The 17,676-nt window shown below is 64.8% G+C and carries 31 protein-coding genes; 26 read left to right on the top strand and 5 right to left on the bottom strand.

The annotated features are described in order from the left end of the window. Nucleotides 1–8: 8 nt before the first annotated feature. The 4 genes from H0B43_RS06110 to H0B43_RS06095 all read right to left on the bottom strand — a co-directional run bounded on the left by H0B43_RS06110 (nt 9) and on the right by H0B43_RS06095 (nt 3,392). Nucleotides 9–857, bottom strand: a complete 849-nt coding sequence (locus H0B43_RS06110; RefSeq protein ID WP_185728870.1) for an ABC transporter permease — start codon at nt 855–857, stop codon at nt 9–11. After that, nucleotides 854–1,669, bottom strand: coding sequence for an ABC transporter permease (locus H0B43_RS06105; RefSeq protein ID WP_185728871.1), 816 nt, complete (start codon nt 1,667–1,669; stop codon nt 854–856). Before H0B43_RS06105 ends, H0B43_RS06110 begins: the two co-directional genes overlap by 4 nt. After that, nucleotides 1,666–2,634 (bottom strand): ATP-binding cassette domain-containing protein, encoded by a 969-nt coding sequence (locus H0B43_RS06100; RefSeq protein WP_185728872.1) that lies wholly within the window; start codon nt 2,632–2,634, stop codon nt 1,666–1,668. Before H0B43_RS06100 ends, H0B43_RS06105 begins: the two co-directional genes overlap by 4 nt. Before the next feature lie 278 nt (nt 2,635–2,912). Continuing rightward, entirely contained in the window at nt 2,913–3,392 is a 480-nt protein-coding gene (locus H0B43_RS06095; protein WP_185728873.1) for a hotdog fold domain-containing protein, read from the bottom strand. Between the two features lie 466 nt (nt 3,393–3,858). On the opposite strand from H0B43_RS06095, the gene rpsJ reads away from it, so the two are divergent. From rpsJ to map, 24 genes are all read left to right on the top strand, one after another. Then, nucleotides 3,859–4,164, top strand: a complete 306-nt coding sequence (gene rpsJ / locus H0B43_RS06090; RefSeq protein ID WP_003938093.1) for a 30S ribosomal protein S10 — start codon at nt 3,859–3,861, stop codon at nt 4,162–4,164. A 20-nt stretch (nt 4,165–4,184) separates the two neighbouring features. Further along, nucleotides 4,185–4,841, top strand: a complete 657-nt coding sequence (gene rplC / locus H0B43_RS06085) for a 50S ribosomal protein L3 (RefSeq protein ID WP_009479366.1) — start codon at nt 4,185–4,187, stop codon at nt 4,839–4,841. Then, nucleotides 4,838–5,527, top strand: a complete 690-nt coding sequence (rplD, locus tag H0B43_RS06080; RefSeq protein WP_185728874.1) for a 50S ribosomal protein L4 — start codon at nt 4,838–4,840, stop codon at nt 5,525–5,527. Before rplC ends, rplD begins: the two co-directional genes overlap by 4 nt. Next, nucleotides 5,524–5,829, top strand: coding sequence for a 50S ribosomal protein L23 (gene rplW / locus H0B43_RS06075; protein WP_005239632.1), 306 nt, complete (start codon nt 5,524–5,526; stop codon nt 5,827–5,829). Before rplD ends, rplW begins: the two co-directional genes overlap by 4 nt. A 39-nt stretch (nt 5,830–5,868) precedes the next feature. After that, nucleotides 5,869–6,705, top strand: coding sequence for a 50S ribosomal protein L2 (rplB, locus tag H0B43_RS06070; RefSeq protein WP_015889918.1), 837 nt, complete (start codon nt 5,869–5,871; stop codon nt 6,703–6,705). A 13-nt stretch (nt 6,706–6,718) separates the two neighbouring features. Continuing rightward, nucleotides 6,719–7,000, top strand: coding sequence for a 30S ribosomal protein S19 (rpsS, locus tag H0B43_RS06065; protein WP_003940820.1), 282 nt, complete (start codon nt 6,719–6,721; stop codon nt 6,998–7,000). Beyond that, nucleotides 6,997–7,401 (top strand): 50S ribosomal protein L22, encoded by a 405-nt coding sequence (gene rplV / locus H0B43_RS06060; RefSeq protein WP_005239634.1) that lies wholly within the window; start codon nt 6,997–6,999, stop codon nt 7,399–7,401. The genes rpsS and rplV overlap by 4 nt, the downstream gene beginning before the upstream one ends. Next, complete coding sequence (rpsC, locus tag H0B43_RS06055) at nt 7,401–8,207, top strand: 30S ribosomal protein S3 (protein ID WP_005239635.1); 807 nt, start codon at nt 7,401–7,403, stop codon at nt 8,205–8,207. Before rplV ends, rpsC begins: the two co-directional genes overlap by 1 nt. Nucleotides 8,208–8,210: 3 nt before the next feature. Beyond that, complete coding sequence (gene rplP, locus H0B43_RS06050; RefSeq protein ID WP_005239636.1) at nt 8,211–8,627, top strand: 50S ribosomal protein L16; 417 nt, start codon at nt 8,211–8,213, stop codon at nt 8,625–8,627. Next, nucleotides 8,627–8,863, top strand: a complete 237-nt coding sequence (gene rpmC, locus H0B43_RS06045; protein WP_005239637.1) for a 50S ribosomal protein L29 — start codon at nt 8,627–8,629, stop codon at nt 8,861–8,863. The genes rplP and rpmC overlap by 1 nt, the downstream gene beginning before the upstream one ends. Beyond that, on the top strand, nt 8,860–9,141 hold the full coding sequence (gene rpsQ, locus H0B43_RS06040; protein WP_005239638.1) for a 30S ribosomal protein S17: 282 nt from the start codon (nt 8,860–8,862) through the stop codon (nt 9,139–9,141). Before rpmC ends, rpsQ begins: the two co-directional genes overlap by 4 nt. 169 nt (nt 9,142–9,310) lie before the next feature. Then, a complete protein-coding gene (rplN, locus tag H0B43_RS06035) occupies nt 9,311–9,679 on the top strand; it encodes a 50S ribosomal protein L14 (protein WP_005239639.1) in 369 nt (122 codons plus the stop codon). Continuing rightward, entirely contained in the window at nt 9,679–9,996 is a 318-nt protein-coding gene (gene rplX / locus H0B43_RS06030) for a 50S ribosomal protein L24 (protein ID WP_005239640.1), read from the top strand. The genes rplN and rplX overlap by 1 nt, the downstream gene beginning before the upstream one ends. Before the next feature lies 1 nt (nt 9,997). Further along, nucleotides 9,998–10,564, top strand: a complete 567-nt coding sequence (rplE, locus tag H0B43_RS06025; RefSeq protein WP_005239642.1) for a 50S ribosomal protein L5 — start codon at nt 9,998–10,000, stop codon at nt 10,562–10,564. 4 nt (nt 10,565–10,568) lie between these two features. After that, a complete protein-coding gene (locus H0B43_RS06020) occupies nt 10,569–10,754 on the top strand; it encodes a type Z 30S ribosomal protein S14 (protein ID WP_005239644.1) in 186 nt (61 codons plus the stop codon). 150 nt (nt 10,755–10,904) lie between these two features. Beyond that, nucleotides 10,905–11,303 (top strand): 30S ribosomal protein S8, encoded by a 399-nt coding sequence (gene rpsH / locus H0B43_RS06015; protein WP_005239657.1) that lies wholly within the window; start codon nt 10,905–10,907, stop codon nt 11,301–11,303. 14 nt (nt 11,304–11,317) lie between these two features. Next, nucleotides 11,318–11,857 (top strand): 50S ribosomal protein L6, encoded by a 540-nt coding sequence (gene rplF, locus H0B43_RS06010; protein WP_185728875.1) that lies wholly within the window; start codon nt 11,318–11,320, stop codon nt 11,855–11,857. A gap of 1 nt (nt 11,858) precedes the next feature. Continuing rightward, nucleotides 11,859–12,266 carry a 50S ribosomal protein L18 gene (gene rplR, locus H0B43_RS06005; RefSeq protein ID WP_185728876.1) on the top strand — a complete coding sequence of 136 codons (408 nt, stop codon included), beginning with the start codon at nt 11,859–11,861 and terminating at the stop codon, nt 12,264–12,266. Between the two features lie 37 nt (nt 12,267–12,303). Continuing rightward, entirely contained in the window at nt 12,304–12,960 is a 657-nt protein-coding gene (rpsE, locus tag H0B43_RS06000) for a 30S ribosomal protein S5 (protein WP_005253858.1), read from the top strand. Then, nucleotides 12,960–13,139 (top strand): 50S ribosomal protein L30, encoded by a 180-nt coding sequence (rpmD, locus tag H0B43_RS05995; protein WP_005253859.1) that lies wholly within the window; start codon nt 12,960–12,962, stop codon nt 13,137–13,139. The genes rpsE and rpmD overlap by 1 nt, the downstream gene beginning before the upstream one ends. 2 nt (nt 13,140–13,141) lie before the next feature. Continuing rightward, nucleotides 13,142–13,582, top strand: coding sequence for a 50S ribosomal protein L15 (rplO, locus tag H0B43_RS05990; RefSeq protein WP_015889922.1), 441 nt, complete (start codon nt 13,142–13,144; stop codon nt 13,580–13,582). A gap of 191 nt (nt 13,583–13,773) precedes the next feature. Then, nucleotides 13,774–15,087: a preprotein translocase subunit SecY gene (secY, locus tag H0B43_RS05985; RefSeq protein WP_185728877.1), complete on the top strand. Its 1,314-nt coding sequence runs from the start codon at nt 13,774–13,776 to the stop codon at nt 15,085–15,087. Next, entirely contained in the window at nt 15,084–15,629 is a 546-nt protein-coding gene (locus H0B43_RS05980) for an adenylate kinase (protein ID WP_185728878.1), read from the top strand. The genes secY and H0B43_RS05980 overlap by 4 nt, the downstream gene beginning before the upstream one ends. Continuing rightward, nucleotides 15,629–16,426 carry a type I methionyl aminopeptidase gene (map, locus tag H0B43_RS05975; protein WP_185728879.1) on the top strand — a complete coding sequence of 266 codons (798 nt, stop codon included), beginning with the start codon at nt 15,629–15,631 and terminating at the stop codon, nt 16,424–16,426. The genes H0B43_RS05980 and map overlap by 1 nt, the downstream gene beginning before the upstream one ends. Before the next feature lie 21 nt (nt 16,427–16,447). On the opposite strand, the gene dtd is transcribed toward map, so the two are convergent. Further along, on the bottom strand, nt 16,448–16,885 hold the full coding sequence (gene dtd / locus H0B43_RS05970) for a D-aminoacyl-tRNA deacylase (RefSeq protein ID WP_185728880.1): 438 nt from the start codon (nt 16,883–16,885) through the stop codon (nt 16,448–16,450). A gap of 263 nt (nt 16,886–17,148) precedes the next feature. Here dtd and infA point away from each other — a divergent pair, with 263 nt between their 5' ends. Both infA and rpmJ read left to right on the top strand, forming a co-directional pair. Then, entirely contained in the window at nt 17,149–17,370 is a 222-nt protein-coding gene (gene infA / locus H0B43_RS05965; protein ID WP_003418601.1) for a translation initiation factor IF-1, read from the top strand. An 86-nt stretch (nt 17,371–17,456) separates the two neighbouring features. Continuing rightward, on the top strand, nt 17,457–17,570 hold the full coding sequence (gene rpmJ / locus H0B43_RS05960) for a 50S ribosomal protein L36 (RefSeq protein WP_003938068.1): 114 nt from the start codon (nt 17,457–17,459) through the stop codon (nt 17,568–17,570). The last annotated feature ends 106 nt before the right edge of the window (nt 17,571–17,676 follow it).

Below are 17,676 nucleotides of genomic sequence, written 5' to 3'. Positions count from 1 at the left end.
CGGGGTCGTTACGCCGGGGTGCCCGCCGCCCGCCGATAGCCTCGCACCGCGGGGTAGGTGAAGATCAGCAGCCCGGCCACCGACCACGCGACGGCCTTGATGAGAGGTTCCGCGACGGGCCCGCCCATCGACAGTCCCTTCATCGCGTCGATCGCACACGACATCGGCTGGTTCTCCACGAACGGCTGCAGCCAGGTCGGGTAGGCGCCGGTGGGAACGAACCCCGAATTGAAGAACAACAGAAGGGTGCACAGCAGGGAGAGGAGTTCGACGAGGGGAGCCTTCGCCGCGTTGACGGCGAGGGCGGTGACCATCGTCGCGAAACTCACCCCGAACAGCAGGGGCACCAGCATCAGCGCGATCCCGGCGAGAATGCCTTGGTTGAACCGGAATCCGATGGCGAACCCGACGGCGATGATCAGCACCGTGGTGAGCACGATCCGCACGGATTCGGCCATGAGCCGGCTGAGGAGGCCCGACGCGCGGTGCACGGGCAGCACCCAGAACCGGCTGAGGAGCCCGTCCGCCCATTCCTTCTTCAGTGACAGTCCACCCGCGATGGAACCGAACATCGCGCCGACGAGCGTGATCATCGGAACGGTGCCGAACACGCTGTTGACCCCGGTGGCCTTGGTGATCGAGATCCCGAGCACCGCCCAGAACATCAGCAGCATGAGCGACGGGTACACGATCGCCTGGAGCATGGTGTACGGGTCGCGTGCCCAGCGCAGCAGCAGGCGCCTCGTCTGCAGCAGGCTGTGCGAGAAGAGCGCGGCGAGGGAATTCTCCGGGTGGGGTTCGATCACCTCGGGGAAGGTCACCGTCGCCGGTGTGTCGGATCGGTACTCGGTGGTCATCCGCGCCTCACATTCGACCAGATCGACAACGGGATGAAGACGAGCGCCAACCCCGCGCACCACAACAGCGTGGGGGTCAGGAGCTGAAGCGTGATCGTCCCGTCCGTCATGGCACGCATGGACGAGGAGAACTGCGAGATCGGCTGATTTCGCACGAAACCCTGTGCCCATTCGGGGAACTGCGTGACCGGAACGAAGCCGGAGGAGAACATGCCGAGGATCAGCTGGGGGAGTGTCAGCGCCTGACTGGTCACCTCGGGGCTCCTCGTGAGAGTGCCGAGGGCATCGGCCCCCGTGGTGAGGGTAAATCCGATCAGCATCGCCAACCCGCAGAACGCCGTGGTCAGCCCGACTCCGCCGGAGAACCGGAACCCGATCGCATACCCGTAGGCGATGGCGGCGATCAGCGAAATCGTCGAGTGCACGAGGCAAGCGGTCATGCGCGCGGCCAGCGGGACCCCCGCAGCTATGGGCATCGTCTGGAATCGCGAGTTCATGCCGTTCGACGCCTCGGTGGCCGCCCGGTGTGCCGCCGAGATCGCGGTGAACGCCATGGCCTGCAGGATGATGATCGGCATGACGAACTGGGCGTAATCGACGCCCTGGAACTTCATCACCAGGCGCAGCGGCAGATAGAAGCCGACCGTGAAGATGAGCGGGGCGAGCACCGCGATGAAGAACTGACCGAACACCCACATCGTGTGCAGGTTCCGCTGTGACAGCGCGATCCACTGCTGAATGCTCGACGGTTGCGGTCGACGGTGTCTGCCCTCGAACGTGCTGTCGAATCCGAGCTGGGCGGGGGCCGTCACGACGGCAGACTCTCGTCGACGCGGACGTGACCGGTGAGCGAGAGGAATACGTCGTCGAGCGACGGGCGACGCAGGGCGATGTCGGCGAGCGTCACCTCCGCGAGGTCGAGCCGGCGCAGCACCTCGGCGAGGGTCTGGGCGCCGTGTTCCGCGGGGATCGACAACCGATCGGGTCCTTCCTCGATGACCCGTCCGGGTGGGCACAGGCTCGTGAGGATCTCCCGGATGCGCGGCAGGTCGTCGAGGCTGACCGGGACCACTTCGCAGTAGCTTCCGCCGGTACGCGCCTTCAGTTCGTCGGCCGTGCCCTCGGCGATCACGGTGCCCTTGTCGATCACGACGATGTTGTCGCTCAGGAGGTCGGCCTCCTCCAGGTACTGGGTGGTCAACAGGATCGTGATGCCCTGCTCCTTCAGCGCGGAGACGAGCGCCCACACACCCTGGCGGCTGCGGGGGTCGAGGCCGGTGGTCGGCTCGTCGAGGAATACGACCTCGGGGCGGATCACCAGGCCGCAGGCGATGTCGACACGTCGTCGCATACCGCCGGAGTAGCCGGACACCTTCCGGTCGCCGGCGTCGAGTAGATCGAATTGTGACAGCAGGTCCTGGGCGCGCGCTTTCGCCGCACCCTTGGGCAGACCCATCAGCCGGCCGAAGAGCACCAGATTCTCGCGGCCGGTCAGCGACTCGTCGAGTGCGGCGTACTGGCCGGTCATCATGATGCTGCGGCGGACGGCGGCCGCCTCCTCGACGACGTCGTGCCCGGCGACGAATGCCCGGCCCGCATCAGGCCGGAGCAGTGTGGACAGCACATTGACGGTGGTGGTCTTTCCCGCCCCGTTGGGGCCCAGGATGCCCAGAACCGTGCCGCGGGGCACCTCGAAGCTCACGCCCCGCAACGCAGCGACGTCACCGAAGGATTTCTCGATTCCCTCGACAAGAACGGCGGTGTCAGGTGCAGGCATGTCCCGAGTATGTCACGCGAGGTTGGCGATCAAGGCAGACCGGCGAACACCCTCGCGCCCCCGGAAAACTTCTGTAACGGGAGCGGACGGCGACGCGATCATTACCGGACACCTGTACCACTTCGGCCCCGGCGACCACGGTGGGGAGAGTCCCGTTCCGACGGATCTCCTGATGTACGTCGAGGTTCCGGTTCCGAAGAAGTGGCACACCGCAATTCGGTCCGGCCGCCGAGGCGCTGGGAAGGAATGTGAGCTACGACATGAGCTCCTCGCGGCGTCTATCGCGGGGTGACCCACGTCGTGATGTCGGCGTGAACCACCTCGACCCCCCGGCCGTCGAAGATGCGGACGGGCACCACGACGTCGGCGCCCTCGGTGATCGCGTCGAAGTCCGGTAGTTCCGTCAGTTCGGCGACGGCGCGCAGCGGTCCGTTCGCCTTGGTCCGGTAGTCGACGGTCATCGCCTTGGGAATCCATCGGTGAGTGGACGGGACGGTCGCCTCGGACAGCATGCCCATGGCGGCTTCGGCGAGGTTGCACGCGGCGATCGCGTGAAAGGTACCCAGATGGTTGCGGACGCCCCACCACTTCGGTGCGCGGACTTCGCAACGGCCCGGCCGCATCTCGACGACGCGGGGAAGCACCGAGCCGAAGTACGGGACGCGCAGGCACATGCCGACGGAGAAGAGGGCGTGTCCGAGCGCGTTGTCGGGGAGCTTCTGCCAGGCGGCGTACGCGGGACTCGAGGGAGTGGTCATCCCGTAATCTTACTCCGAAGTAAGTTAGCCGGCGGCGAGGGAGTGCTCGACCGGGTTTGAAGTCTTTCGCCCGGTACGGCATACTGGTCGGGTTGCCTTGTCTGGGACGCGATCGTTTGCGGCCCGAAACAGGTGGGGTGAAACGTCGCGCGGTAAGTCGAATGACCTGCTCGCGGCCATATGCAAGACGGAAGCAGTACCTACTGGCACTCGAATTCGAGTGCATCCGGTGCGCGTTCCCGGCCCGAACAGCTGAAAAGTTCCGGGTCGGAGAATGAGTGGGAGGGCGACACGCCCGACCGCGTGTACCGGAGAACCATGACAGATGAACAGCGGCAGCGGATCGGGTGTGTCCCGGTCGCCTAGCGTTCGGACAGTTGCGGCCCAGGCAAGGGACTGTGCAGACGAGGTAGTTCGGCCCGACTCGGGTGGGACTACGAAACGCGGCAAGAAAAGGACACTAAGCGTGGCGGGACAGAAGATCCGCATCAGGCTCAAGGCCTACGACCATGAGGCGATCGACGCGTCAGCGCGCAAGATCGTCGAGACGGTGACCCGTACCGGGGCCCGCGTCGTTGGACCCGTGCCGTTGCCGACCGAAAAGAACGTGTACTGCGTCATCCGCTCGCCGCACAAGTACAAGGACTCGCGCGAGCACTTCGAGATGCGTACTCACAAGCGGCTTATCGACATCCTCGACCCGACGCCCAAGACGGTTGACGCGCTCATGCGCATCGACCTTCCGGCCAGCGTCGACGTCAACATTCAGTGAGCGCGGCGGAGACAAAAACAATGACTGATACCAAGATCAAGGGAATCCTGGGCACCAAGCTCGGCATGACCCAGGTCTTCGACGAGAACAACCGGGTCGTTCCGGTCACCGTCGTGAAGGCCGGACCGAACGTCGTGACCCAGATTCGTACCGAAGAGCGTGACGGCTACAGCGCCGTGCAGCTCGCGTTCGGCGCCATCGACCCGCGCAAGGTGAACAAGCCGACTTCCGGCCAGTTCGCCAAGGCCGGCGTCACCCCGCGCCGTCACGTTGTGGAGCTCCGCGTTGCCGACACCTCGGAGTACGAGGTCGGCCAGGAACTTACCGCCGAGGTCTTCGAGGACGGCGCCTACGTCGACGTCACCGGAACCAGCAAGGGTAAGGGCTTCGCCGGAACCATGAAGCGCCACGGCTTCGCCGGTCAGGGTGCATCGCACGGTGCACAGGCCGTTCACCGTCGCCCCGGTTCCATCGGTGGTTGCGCCACTCCGGGCCGCGTGTTCAAGGGCATGCGCATGTCCGGCCGCATGGGTAGCGACCGCATCACGACGCAGAACCTCTCCGTTCACAAGGTGGACGCCGAGAACGGTTTGCTGCTGATCAAGGGTGCGATCCCCGGCCGCAAGGGTGGCCTCGTGATCGTCAAGAGTGCAGTGAAGGGTGGTGCACGAGCATGACCAGCACCGAGACATCGACGACCAAGCTGACGCTGGACGTCAAGGTCGCCGGCGGCAAGACCAACGGCACCGTCGATCTCCCCGCGGAGATCTTCGACGCGCCTGCCAACATCGCGCTTCTCCACCAGGTTGTCGTCGCGCAGCTCGCTGCTGCACGTCAGGGCACCCACGCCACCAAGACCCGCGGCGAGGTTCGCGGCGGTGGCAAGAAGCCGTACCGCCAGAAGGGCACCGGCCGCGCTCGTCAGGGCTCGACCCGTGCACCGCAGTTCGCCGGTGGTGGCACCGTCCACGGCCCGCAGCCGCGCGACTACTCGCAGCGGACCCCCAAGAAGATGAAGGCCGCCGCCCTGCGCGGAGCCCTCTCCGACCGGGCACGTAACGAGCGCATCCACGTGATCACCGAACTGGTCGCCGGTCAGACTCCGTCCACGAAGTCTGCCCGCACCTTCCTCGGCGAGATCTCGGATCGCAAGAAGGTCCTGCTCGTCGTCGGCCGCGCGGACGTCGCCGCCTGGAAGAGCGTGCAGAACCTGGACGGCGTGCACCCCATCGCACCCGACCAGCTCAACACCTACGACGTGCTCAACAGCGATGACGTCGTGTTCAGCGTCGAGGCTCTGAACGCGTTCATCCACGGGCCCGCCGAGACCGCCCAGGAAGAGAACAAGGAGGAGGGCAAGTGAGCACCATCGCCGATCCCCGCGACATCCTGCTCGCCCCGGTCATCTCCGAGAAGTCCTACGGACTGATCGAGGAAGGCACCTACACCTTCCTGGTGCACCCGGACTCGAACAAGACGCAGATCAAGATTGCCGTCGAGAAGATCTTCGGCGTCACCGTGACCAGCGTCAACACCGCCAACCGTCAGGGCAAGCGCAAGCGGACCCGGTTCGGTTACGGCAAGCGCAAGGACACCAAGCGCGCGCTCGTGACCCTCTCGGCCGACAGCAAGCCCATCGAGATCTTCGGAGGACCGGTCGCGTAAGCGCCGGGACTTGACGAGACATAGAGGACGAGAAGACTCATGGCAATCCGTAAGTACAAGCCGACAACCCCGGGCCGTCGTGGCTCGAGCGTCTCGGACTTCGCCGAGATCACTCGGTCGACCCCCGAGAAGTCGCTGGTTCGCCCGCTCCACGGACGCGGTGGACGTAACGCACACGGTCGTATCACCACCCGGCACAAGGGTGGCGGACACAAGCGCGCCTACCGGCTGATCGATTTCCGTCGCAACGACAAGGACGGCGTGCCGGCCAAGGTCGCTCACATCGAGTACGACCCCAACCGCACCGCGCGTATCGCCCTGCTGCACTACGCGGACGGCGAGAAGCGCTACATCATCGCCCCCAAGGGCCTGTTCCAGGGTGCACCGGTCGAGTCCGGTGCCGGCGCCGACATCAAGCCCGGCAACAACCTGCCCCTGCGCAACATCCCCACGGGTACCACCATCCACGCGGTGGAACTGCGCCCGGGTGGCGGCGCCAAGATGGCCCGCTCGGCCGGATCCAGCATCCAGCTGCTCGGTAAGGAAGGCACCTACGCCACGCTGCGTATGCCGTCCGGCGAAATCCGTCGCGTCGACGTTCGCTGCCGCGCCTCGATCGGTGAGGTCGGCAACGCCGAACAGTCGAACATCAACTGGGGCAAGGCCGGCCGTATGCGCTGGAAGGGCAAGCGCCCGACCGTCCGTGGTGTCGTGATGAACCCGGTCGACCACCCGCACGGTGGTGGTGAGGGTAAGACCTCCGGTGGTCGCCACCCGGTCAGCCCGTGGGGCAAGCCCGAGGGCCGCACCCGCAAGAACAAGGCGAGCGACAAGCTCATTGTCCGTCGTCGCCGTACCGGCAAGAACAAGCGCTAGGAGGGAGTGAAGGATGCCACGCAGCCTCAAGAAGGGCCCGTTCGTCGATGACCACCTCCTCGCGAAGGTGGACGTGCAGAACGAGAAGGGAACCAAGCAGGTCATCAAGACCTGGTCCCGTCGTTCCACGATCATCCCGGACTTCATCGGCCACACGTTTGCGGTTCACGACGGCCGCAAGCACGTCCCCGTGTTCGTTTCCGACTCGATGGTCGGACACAAGCTCGGAGAGTTTGCACCGACCCGCACGTTCAAGGGTCACATCAAGGATGATCGGAAGGCGAAGAGGCGATGAGCAACACCGAAACCGCCAACCCGACCGCCAAGGCAGTAGCGCGCCACGTGCGCGTCACGCCGATGAAGGCGCGTCGCGTTGTGGACCTGGTCCGCGGGCGTTCGGTTGAAGACGCCCTGAACATCCTCAAGTTCGCGCCGCAGGCAGCGAGCGAGCCGGTCGCCAAGGTGATCGCCTCCGCGGCAGCCAACGCCGAGAACAACCTCGACCTCGACCCGAGCACGCTTGTCGTCGCCACGGCGTTCGTGGACGAGGGCGCGACCCTCAAGCGGTTCCAGCCGCGTGCACAGGGACGTGCGTTCCGTATCCGCAAGCGCACCAGTCACATCACCGTGATCGTGGAGAGCCTGCCGAAGACCGGAACATCGACCCGTAATCGCCGGAAGGGAAGTGCTCAGTAGTGGGCCAGAAAATCAACCCGCACGGCTTCCGCCTCGGCATCACCACCGACTGGAAGTCTCGCTGGTACGCAGACAAGCAGTACGCGGAATACGTCAAGGAAGACGTCGCGATCCGCAAGCTCCTCGCCACCGGCATGGAGCGCGCGGGCATCGCGAAGGTCGAGATCGAGCGCACCCGTGACCGTGTGCGTGTGGACATCCACACCGCCCGCCCGGGCATCGTCATCGGTCGCCGCGGCGCCGAAGCCGATCGCATCCGTTCCGAGCTCGAGAAGCTGACCGGCAAGCAGGTCCAGCTGAACATCCTCGAGGTCAAGAACGCCGAGGCCGAGGCTCAGCTCGTCGCACAGGGTGTGGCCGAGCAGCTCTCGAACCGCGTCGCCTTCCGTCGCGCGATGCGTAAGGCCATCCAGTCGGCCATGCGTCAGCCCAACGTCAAGGGAATCCGCGTTCAGTGCTCCGGTCGTCTCGGCGGCGCCGAGATGTCCCGGTCGGAGTTCTACCGCGAAGGCCGTGTGCCGCTGCACACGCTTCGTGCGGACATCGACTACGGCCTCTACGAGGCCAAGACCACCTTCGGCCGCATCGGCGTGAAGGTCTGGATCTACAAGGGCGACATCGTCGGTGGCAAGCGTGAGCTCGCCGCCAACGTGGCTGCTCCCGCAGGCGACCGCCCGCGTCGCGAGCGTCCGAGCCGTCCCCGTCGTTCCGGTGCCACCGGCACCACCGCGACCAGCACCGAGGCCGGCCGCGCAGCGACCGCCACCGCCGATGCACCCGCTACGACTGAACAGAAGGAGGGCTGACGCATGTTGATCCCACGGCGGGTCAAGCACCGCAAGCAGCACCATCCGAGCCGTTCGGGTGCCGCCAAGGGTGGAACCCAGGTGACCTTCGGTGACTACGGCATCCAGGCTCTCGAGCCCGCCTACATCACCAACCGGCAGATCGAGTCCGCTCGTATCGCCATGACCCGGCACATCAAGCGTGGCGGCAAGATCTGGATCAACATCTTCCCGGATCGCCCCCTCACCAAGAAGCCGGCCGAAACCCGCATGGGTTCCGGTAAGGGTTCGCCCGAGTGGTGGATCGCGAACGTCAAGCCTGGTCGCGTGATGTTCGAGATGAGCTACCCCAATGAGGAGATCGCTCGTGAGGCCCTGCGCCGCGCGATGCACAAGCTCCCGTGCAAGTGCCGGATCGTGACAAGGGAGGAGCAGTTCTGATGGCTACTGGAACCCCAGCCGCAGAGCTCCGCGAGCTCACCGAAGAAGAGCTGGTCACCCGGCTTCGTGAGTCGAAGGAAGAGCTGTTCAACCTTCGTTTCCAGATGGCCACGGGTCAGATGGACAACAACCGTCGACTTCGTACCGTTCGTCACGAGATCGCGCGTATCTACACCGTTCTGCGTGAGCGTGAGCTCGGGCTGGCCGTTGGTCCGGACGCAGGTGACGCGGCATGAGTGAGGAAAAAGCAGTGAGCACTGAAGAGCGCGGCAGCCGCAAGGTCCGCACCGGATACGTCGTCTCCGACAAGATGGAGAAGACGATCGTGGTCGAGCTCGAGGACCGGGTCAAGCACCCGCTCTACGGCAAGATCATCCGGCGCACCAGCAAGGTGAAGGCGCACGACGAGAACGGCGTCGCTGGCATCGGTGACCGCGTGCAGCTGATGGAGACCCGTCCGCTGTCCGCGACGAAGCACTGGCGTCTCGTCGAGGTCCTCGAGAAGGCCAAGTAAGAACCGAATAATGTATCCGGTACGATGGTGGGGTTGCCTTGCGGCCGACGCACGGCAACCCCACCGTTGTGCCGCCCACCGGGGCGGCCCCTCTCGCAGGGCACGGGTGCAGACCGCGCACGTCGGGTCGGAAATCTGCCGTGCAACAGTCCAGGTCAAGGAGAAGTAAGTGATTCAGCAGGAGTCGCGGCTGCGCGTCGCCGACAACACGGGTGCCAAGGAGATTCTCTGCATCCGCGTTCTCGGTGGTTCGTCTCGCCGTTACGCCGGGATCGGCGACATCATCGTCGCCACCGTCAAGGACGCCATCCCGGGTGGAAACATCAAGAAGGGCGAGGTCGTCAAGGCCGTCATCGTCCGTACCACCAAGGAACGTCGCCGTCCGGACGGTTCGTACATCAAGTTCGACGAGAACGCCGCCGTCCTCATCAAGCCGGACAACGATCCCCGTGGCACCCGCATCTTCGGCCCCGTGGGCCGTGAGCTGCGTGAGAAGAAGTTCATGAAGATCGTCTCGCTCGCCCCGGAGGTGCTGTGATGAAGGTGCACAAGGGTGACACCGTGCTGGTCATCGCCGGCAAGGACAAGGGCGCGAAGGGCAAGGTCATTCAGGCCTACCCCGCGACCAACAAGGTCCTCGTCGAAGGCGTGAACCGCATCAAGAAGCACACCGCGGTATCCGCGAACGAGCGCGGAGCTTCCTCCGGCGGCATCGTCACGCAGGAAGCCCCGATCCACGTTTCCAACGTCGCGGTCGTCGACTCGGACGGCAACCCCACTCGCGTGGGCTACCGGACCGACGAAGAGTCCGGCAAGCGCGTTCGGATTTCCCGGAAGAACGGGAAGGACATCTGACATGACCTCCACTGAGAACAAGATCCAGCCGCGCCTGAAGACTCGCTACCGCGAGGAGATCAAGGCTGCGCTGAACACCGAGTTCGACTACGCCAACGTGATGCAGATCCCCGGCGTCGTCAAGGTTGTCGTCAACATGGGTGTCGGTGACGCCGCTCGCGACGCCAAGCTGATCAACGGTGCCGTCAACGATCTCGCTCTGATCACCGGTCAGAAGCCCGAGATCCGCAAGGCCCGCAAGTCCATCGCGCAGTTCAAGCTCCGCGAGGGAATGCCGATCGGTGCCCGCGTCACGCTGCGTGGCGACCGCATGTGGGAGTTCCTGGACCGTCTCGTGTCCGTCGCGCTTCCCCGCATCAGGGACTTCCGCGGCCTGTCGGGCAACCAGTTCGACGGCAACGGCAACTACACGTTCGGCCTGAACGAGCAGTCGATGTTCCACGAGATCGACGTGGACAAGATCGACCGCCCGCGTGGCATGGACATCACCGTGGTGACCACCGCGACCAACAACGAAGAAGGCCGTGCCCTGCTCAAGCACCTCGGCTTCCCGTTCAAGGAGAACTGAGCTAATGGCTAAGAAGGCATTGGTCAACAAGGCCAACAAGAAGCCCAAGTTCGCGGTGCGCGCCTACACCCGCTGCCAGCGCTGCGGCCGTCCGCACTCGGTGTTCCGCAAGTTCGGCCTGTGCCGAATCTGCGTTCGCGAGATGGCGCACGCCGGCGAGCTGCCCGGCGTTCACAAGAGCTCCTGGTGAGCCGGTGACGCCGTCGCCCCGCGGCGACGGCGTCACCCCACAGACTTCCGGTTCGTAACCTCGAACCGGGAAACGTAAGACCTACTTCGCGATAGGCCTGCGCCGGAGACGGCAGAGGGAACCGTTGTGAGAAAGGTAGAGGTCAACCTCATGACCATGACCGACCCCATCGCAGACTTCTTGACGCGTCTGCGCAACGCCAACACGGCGTACCACGATGAGGTGAAGTTGCCCCACTCGAAGATCAAGGCGAACATCGCCGAGATCCTCAAGCGCGAGGGCTACATCGCCGACTACCGCACCGAAGACGCCGAGGTGGGCAAGACCCTCATCGTCGACCTGAAGTACGGCCCGAGCCGTGAGCGCAGCCTTGCCGGCGTGCGTCGCGTCTCCAAGCCCGGTCTGCGTGTGTACGCGAAGTCCACCAACCTGCCCAAGGTTCTGGGCGGCCTCGGCGTGGCGATCATTTCCACGTCCACCGGCCTGCTCACCGATCGCCAGGCGGCCAATCAAGGAGTGGGCGGGGAAGTCCTCGCCTACGTCTGGTAAGGGAGGCCACCACAATGTCGCGTATTGGAAAGATTCCCGTCACCGTCCCCGGCGGCGTCGACGTCTCGATCGACGGCCAGGACGTCACGGTCAAGGGACCCAAGGGCACGCTCGCCCTGACGGTCGCCGAGCCGATTGCCATTGCGAAGAACGACGACGGCACGCTCAGCGTGACGCGTCCGGACGACGAGCGTCGCAGCCGCGCGCTGCACGGTCTGTCTCGCACCCTGGTGCAGAACCTCATCACCGGTGTCACCGACGGTTACACCACCAAGATGGAGATTCACGGCGTCGGTTACCGCGTTGCCCTCAAGGGCAAGGACCTCGAGTTCGCACTCGGCTACAGCCACCCGGTCCCGATCGAGGCTCCGGAAGGCATCACCTTCGCGGTCGAGTCGCCCACCAAGTTCTCGGTGTCGGGCATCGACAAGCAGAAGGTCGGGCAGATCTCGGCCAACATCCGTCGTCTCCGCCGTCCGGACCCGTACAAGGGCAAGGGCGTGCGTTACGAGGGTGAGCAGATCCGCCGCAAGGTCGGAAAGACGGGTAAGTGATATGAGCCAGACTGCAAACCAGAAAGCCAAGCGGATTCCGCTCGGCAAGGATGCGTCCACGAAGCGTCGCCTGTCGAAGGTGCGTCGTCACTTCCGTCTCCGCAAGAAGGTCTCCGGCACGCCCGAGCGTCCCCGCCTGGTCGTCAACCGGTCCTCGCGCCACATCCACGTCCAGCTGGTGGACGACCTCGCGGGCCACACCCTGGCCGCGGCGTCGACCACCGAGGCCGACGTGCGTGCAGCGGACGGCGACAAGAAGGTCCTCAGTGCGAAGGTCGGTCAGCTGATCGCCGAGCGCGCGAAGGCCGCCGGTGTCGAGACCGTCGTGTTCGACCACGGCGGACACGGCTACCACGGTCGCATCGCGGCCCTTGCGGACGCAGCTCGCGAAGGCGGGTTGAAGTTCTGATGACCAAGACCGAGTACATGAACGGAAGGACAGCCTGATGCCGGGACGTCAGAGGCGTGACGGCGGAAGCGGACCCGCCGGACAGAATGGCCCCAACACGGGGGACAACCGCGGCGGCGGCGACCGCCGGGGTGGCGGTCGCGACGATCGTCGCGGCGGACAGTCGGCCGAGAAGTCGAACCACATCGAGCGCGTCGTCACGATCAACCGCGTGTCCAAGGTCGTCAAGGGTGGTCGTCGCTTCAGCTTCACCGCTCTGGTGATCGTGGGCGACGGCAACGGACTGGTCGGCGTCGGCTACGGCAAGGCCAAGGAAGTTCCTGCGGCCATCCAGAAGGGCGTCGAGGAGGCTCGCAAGAGCTTCTTCCGCGTTCCGATGATCGGCAGCACCATCACGCACCCGGTTCAGGGTGAGGCCGCAGCAGGCGTCGTCATGCTGCGTCCGGCAAGCCCCGGTACCGGTGTCATCGCCGGTGGCGCGGTGCGTGCCGTGCTGGAATGCGCCGGCATCCACGACATTCTGTCGAAGTCGCTCGGTAGCGACAACGCCATCAATGTTGTGCATGCGACCGTCGCTGCGCTCAAGGGCCTGCAGCGCCCCGAGGAAGTTGCCGCTCGCCGCGGTCTCGCCCTCGAGGACGTTGCCCCTGCCGGCATGCTGCGTGCGCGCGCACAGGCTGGGAGCGTGAAGTAATGGCCGAACTCAAGGTCACTCAGATCAAGAGCACCATCGGTACCAAGCAGAACCAGCGGAACTCGCTGCGCACCCTCGGCTTGAAGGGCATCCGTCAGACGGTTGTCCGCGAGGACAATGCCCAGAACCGCGGTCTGATCAACGTGGTGCGCCACCTCGTCACAGTTGAGGAGGTCTAACCATGACCATCAAACTGCATCACCTGCGCCCCGCGCCGGGAGCCAAGACCGAGAAGACTCGCGTCGGTCGTGGTGAAGGTTCCAAGGGTAAGACCGCAGGCCGCGGCACGAAGGGCACCAAGGCCCGCAAGAACGTGCCCGCTGCCTTCGAGGGTGGACAGATGCCGCTGCACATGCGTCTGCCCAAGCTCAAGGGTTTCACCAACCCGTTCCGCACCGAGTACCAGGTCGTCAACGTCGGCGACATCGCCCGTCTGTTCCCCGAGGGTGGACAGGTGACGGTGGAGGACCTCGTTGCCAAGGGTGCCGTTCGCAAGAACCAGCTCGTCAAGGTTCTCGGCGACGGCGACCTGACTGTCGCCGTCCAGGTGACGGTCGACAAGTTCACCGGCTCCGCCAAGGAGAAGATCGCTGCTGCCGGTGGTACCGCCACCGAGCTGTGAGCTATCACCGCTAGCCAGTAGATGGCCGCAGTACAGCCTTGCGCTGTACTGCGGCCATTTGCGGCTGTACGGGCAGCACTGCCGCAGGTCTCCCAACTGTGCGTTCAGTTGCCACTGTTAGAGTTCTAGAGTTCATTCACGGACAAGTCTGCTTTCGACTTCGTCTCCCCACCGTCGTGCCAGGAGGATCTTTGCTTTCCGCCTTCGTCTCGGCCCTCAGGACCCCGGACCTGAGGCGGAAGATCCTCATTGCGCTCGGTCTCGTTGCGCTCTATCGCATCGGTGCCGTGATCCCCTCGCCGGGCGTCGACTACGGCAACGTCCGATCGTGTGTAGATCAGCTGTCGGGGGGCGATTCCGCGGGTATCTACTCGCTGATCAATCTGTTCTCGGGTGGTGCGCTACTCCAGCTGTCCATCTTCGCGATCGGCATCATGCCGTACATCACGGCCAGCATCATCGTCCAGCTGTTGACTGTCGTCATTCCGAAGTTCGAGGAACTCCGGAAGGAAGGCCAGTCCGGTCAGGCGAAGATGACGCAGTACACGCGGTACCTGTCGGTCGCGCTGGCGATCCTGCAGGCCACCGGCATCGTGGCGCTCGCGTCGCGCGGTCAGCTGCTGCAGGGGTGCCAGGAAGAGATCATCGCCGACAAGAGCATCTTCGGTCTCGTGATCATCGTGCTGGTCATGACGGCCGGCGCGGCGCTGGTCATGTGGTTCGGTGAGGTCATCACCGAGCGCGGCGTCGGCAACGGCATGTCGCTGCTCATCTTCTCGGGTATCGCGTCCCGTTTGCCGTCCGAGGGCAAGGCCATCCTGGACAGCCGTGGGGGACTGATCTTCGCGATCGTCTGCGTCGTGGCGCTCGCCATCATCGCCGGAGTCGTCTTCGTCGAGCAGGGACAGCGGCGCATCCCGGTGCAGTACGCCAAGCGCATGGTCGGCCGCAAGATGTACGGCGGTTCGTCCACCTACCTGCCACTCAAGGTCAACCAGGCCGGCATCATCCCGGTCATCTTCGCGTCGTCGCTGCTGTACTTGCCGAACCTCATCGCGCAGCTCACCGGCGCCACGTCGTCGGCCGATCCCAGCTGGTGGCAGCGGATCATCAACGAGTACCTGGTGAATCCCAACAACCCGGTGTACATCGCCATCTACTTCGCGCTGATCGTGTTCTTCGTGTTCTTCTACGTCGCGATCACGTTCAATCCGGAAGAGCGCGCCGACGAGATGAAGAAGTTCGGCGGCTTCATCCCCGGTATCCGCCCGGGTCGCCCCACCGCGGACTACCTGAATTACGTGCTCAACCGCATCACCGTTCCCGGCTCGATCTACCTGGGCCTGATCGCGGTGCTGCCCCACTTCTTCCTGTCCGGTGGCCAGACCTCCAGCAGCATCTTCGGTGGTGCCGCTGTGCTGATTCTCGTCAGCGTCGCCCTGGACACGGTCAAGCAGATCGAAAGTCAATTGATGCAACGTAACTACGAAGGGTTCCTCAAGTGAGACTTGTCCTCCTTGGTCCTCCCGGTGCAGGCAAGGGCACCCAGGCCGCGATTCTGTCCGAGAAGCTCGGCGTCCCCCACATCTCGACGGGAGACCTGTTCCGCGCGAACATCGGCCAGGCCACGCCCCTGGGCCTCGAAGCGAAGAAGTATCTGGACGCCGGAGACCTGGTTCCCAGCGAAATCACCAACAACATGGTGAAGGCCCGGGTCGCCGAGCCAGACGCCGCCAACGGCTTCCTCCTCGACGGTTTCCCCCGGACCGTCGACCAGGCTCAGGCGCTCGAAGCGATCCTGACCGAGCAGAACACCAAGCTGGACGCCGTGCTCTCCTTCGTCGTCGACGAGGACGTCGTGGTCGAGCGGATGCTGGCCCGCGGCCGCGCCGACGACAAGGAAGACGTCATCCGCAACCGCCTCCGGGTGTACCGCGAGGAGACCGCCCCGCTGCTGGACTACTACAAGGAGCAGCTGGTGACCGTCGACGCCCTGGGTGAGGTCGACGAGGTCAATGCTCGCGCACTGGGAGCGCTGGGTAAGTAATGGGCTTCGGGCGTAAGCGCAAGGTCGTTCCGTTCCGGACCGCCGGTGAGCTCGACGCGATGGCCGCCGCCGGCGCCATCGTCGGCGCGGCTCTGGTGGCGGTCCGCGATGCGGCGAAGCCGGGTGTGAGCACGCTCGAGCTCGACGAGGTGGCCGAGTCGGTCATCCGCGGCGCCGGCGCCGTGCCGTCGTTCAAGGGCTACCACGGGTTCAGCGGGTCGATCTGTTCGTCCGTCAACGATCGTGTGGTGCACGGGATCCCCTCGGTGGAAGACATTCTCGCCGAGGGAGACCTCGTCTCCATCGATTGCGGTGCCATCCTCGACGGCTGGCACGGCGACTCCGCGTGGACGTTCGGCGTCGGAGACATCATCGAGGCGGACCAGCAGCTGAGCGAGGCCACGCGGCTGTCCATGGAGGCGGGGATCGCCGCGATGCTGCCCGGCAACCGGCTGACCGACGTGTCCCATGCCATCGAGCTGGGCACCCGGGCCGCCGAGGCTCAGCACGATCGCAAGTACGGCATCGTCGACGGGTACGGCGGTCACGGCATCGGCCGGGAAATGCACATGGAGCCGTTCCTCGCCAACGAGGGCGCTCCGGGCAAGGGTCCCCAACTGGTTGTCGGTTCCGTGCTGGCGATCGAACCGATGTTGACCCTCGGCACCACCGACACCGTTGTCCTCGAAGACGATTGGACCGTCGTCACCACGGACGGCACCCGTGCCGCGCACTGGGAGCACACGGTCGCCGTCACCGAGGACGGACCGCGCATCCTCACCCTGCGCCCGGAGTAGCGCACCGACCAGGGTGCTGGTCTACACGTCGATCAGCAGAGTCACCGGTCCGTCGTTGACGAGGCTGATCTCCATGTGTTCGCCGAACACACCCGTCTCGACCGTCGCGCCCAGTTCCCGCAGGGCGCCGGTGAACTCCTCCACCAGTGGTTCCGCCACGGGCCTCGGCGCGGCGGCCGACCAGGACGGTCGCCGGCCCCGGCGAGTGTCCGCCATGAGTGTGAACTGACTGGCGACGAGCACCGGCGCGTCGAGGTCCGCCGCTGACTGCTCGTTCTCCAGAATGCGCATGGTCCACACCTTCTTCGCGAGCAGCGCCGCCTTCGCCGCATCGTCCGTGTGGGTGACCCCGATCAGGACGAGCAGCCCGTGACCGCCGTCCGGGGGGGTGATCCGTCCGACCTCCGTGCCGTCGACCCGTACCGACGCGGACGTCACTCGCTGTACCAGGGCGCGCACGCACACATCCTTCGAATAAGGGGCCGGTTGATTCGGAAGAGGGATCCGGGTCGGCGCGCAGGTCCGTCAGTGACCGCATTTGGCCTGGTGAGCAATTTCCCGTAACATGGATCAACGGTGCGCTATGCGTGCCGGTTGTCTGCGTGCCCAGTGCCGGATTCGATCCGGATTGTTCATGTTTCGGCCGGTGAAGATCCCATTGGGCGCCACGGTAACGGAAACAGATGCAATAAGCACGCCAAACCACATGGATCGCGGAGGATATGGCTAAGAAAGACGGGGCCATCGAGGTCGAGGGACGAGTAGTCGAGCCGCTGCCCAATGCGATGTTCCGCATTGAGCTCGAGAACGGCCACAAGGTTCTCGCCCACATCAGCGGAAAGATGCGTCAGCACTACATTCGCATCCTCCCGGAAGATCGCGTTGTAGTAGAGCTCTCGCCCTACGACTTGTCGCGCGGACGCATCGTTTACCGGTACAAGTAGAACTTCCCCGCCCGACCAGGTCGGGGAGAAGTACGTCCGCTGCGGATCTGCGTAGTGGGCTGCCACAAAACAGGAGATCAGAAGACGTGAAGGTTCAGCCGAGCGTCAAGAAGATCTGCGAGAAGTGCAAGGTGATCCGTCGTAACGGCCGGGTCATGGTGATCTGCGAGAACCTGCGCCACAAGCAGCGTCAGGGCTAGATCTCCGCTTTTCGAGGATCTGCTTGGCAACAAGCAAAGATGACCTCCCAGCACCAGCCGGTACTACGGCTTTCGAGCAGGTACTGGTTCACCCCCGGCACGGAGG

This window comes from Rhodococcus sp. 4CII, assembly GCF_014256275.1.
Lineage (GTDB): Bacteria > Actinomycetota > Actinomycetes > Mycobacteriales > Mycobacteriaceae > Rhodococcus_F > Rhodococcus_F wratislaviensis_A.
This window is presented reverse-complemented; position numbering and strand designations above follow the sequence as displayed.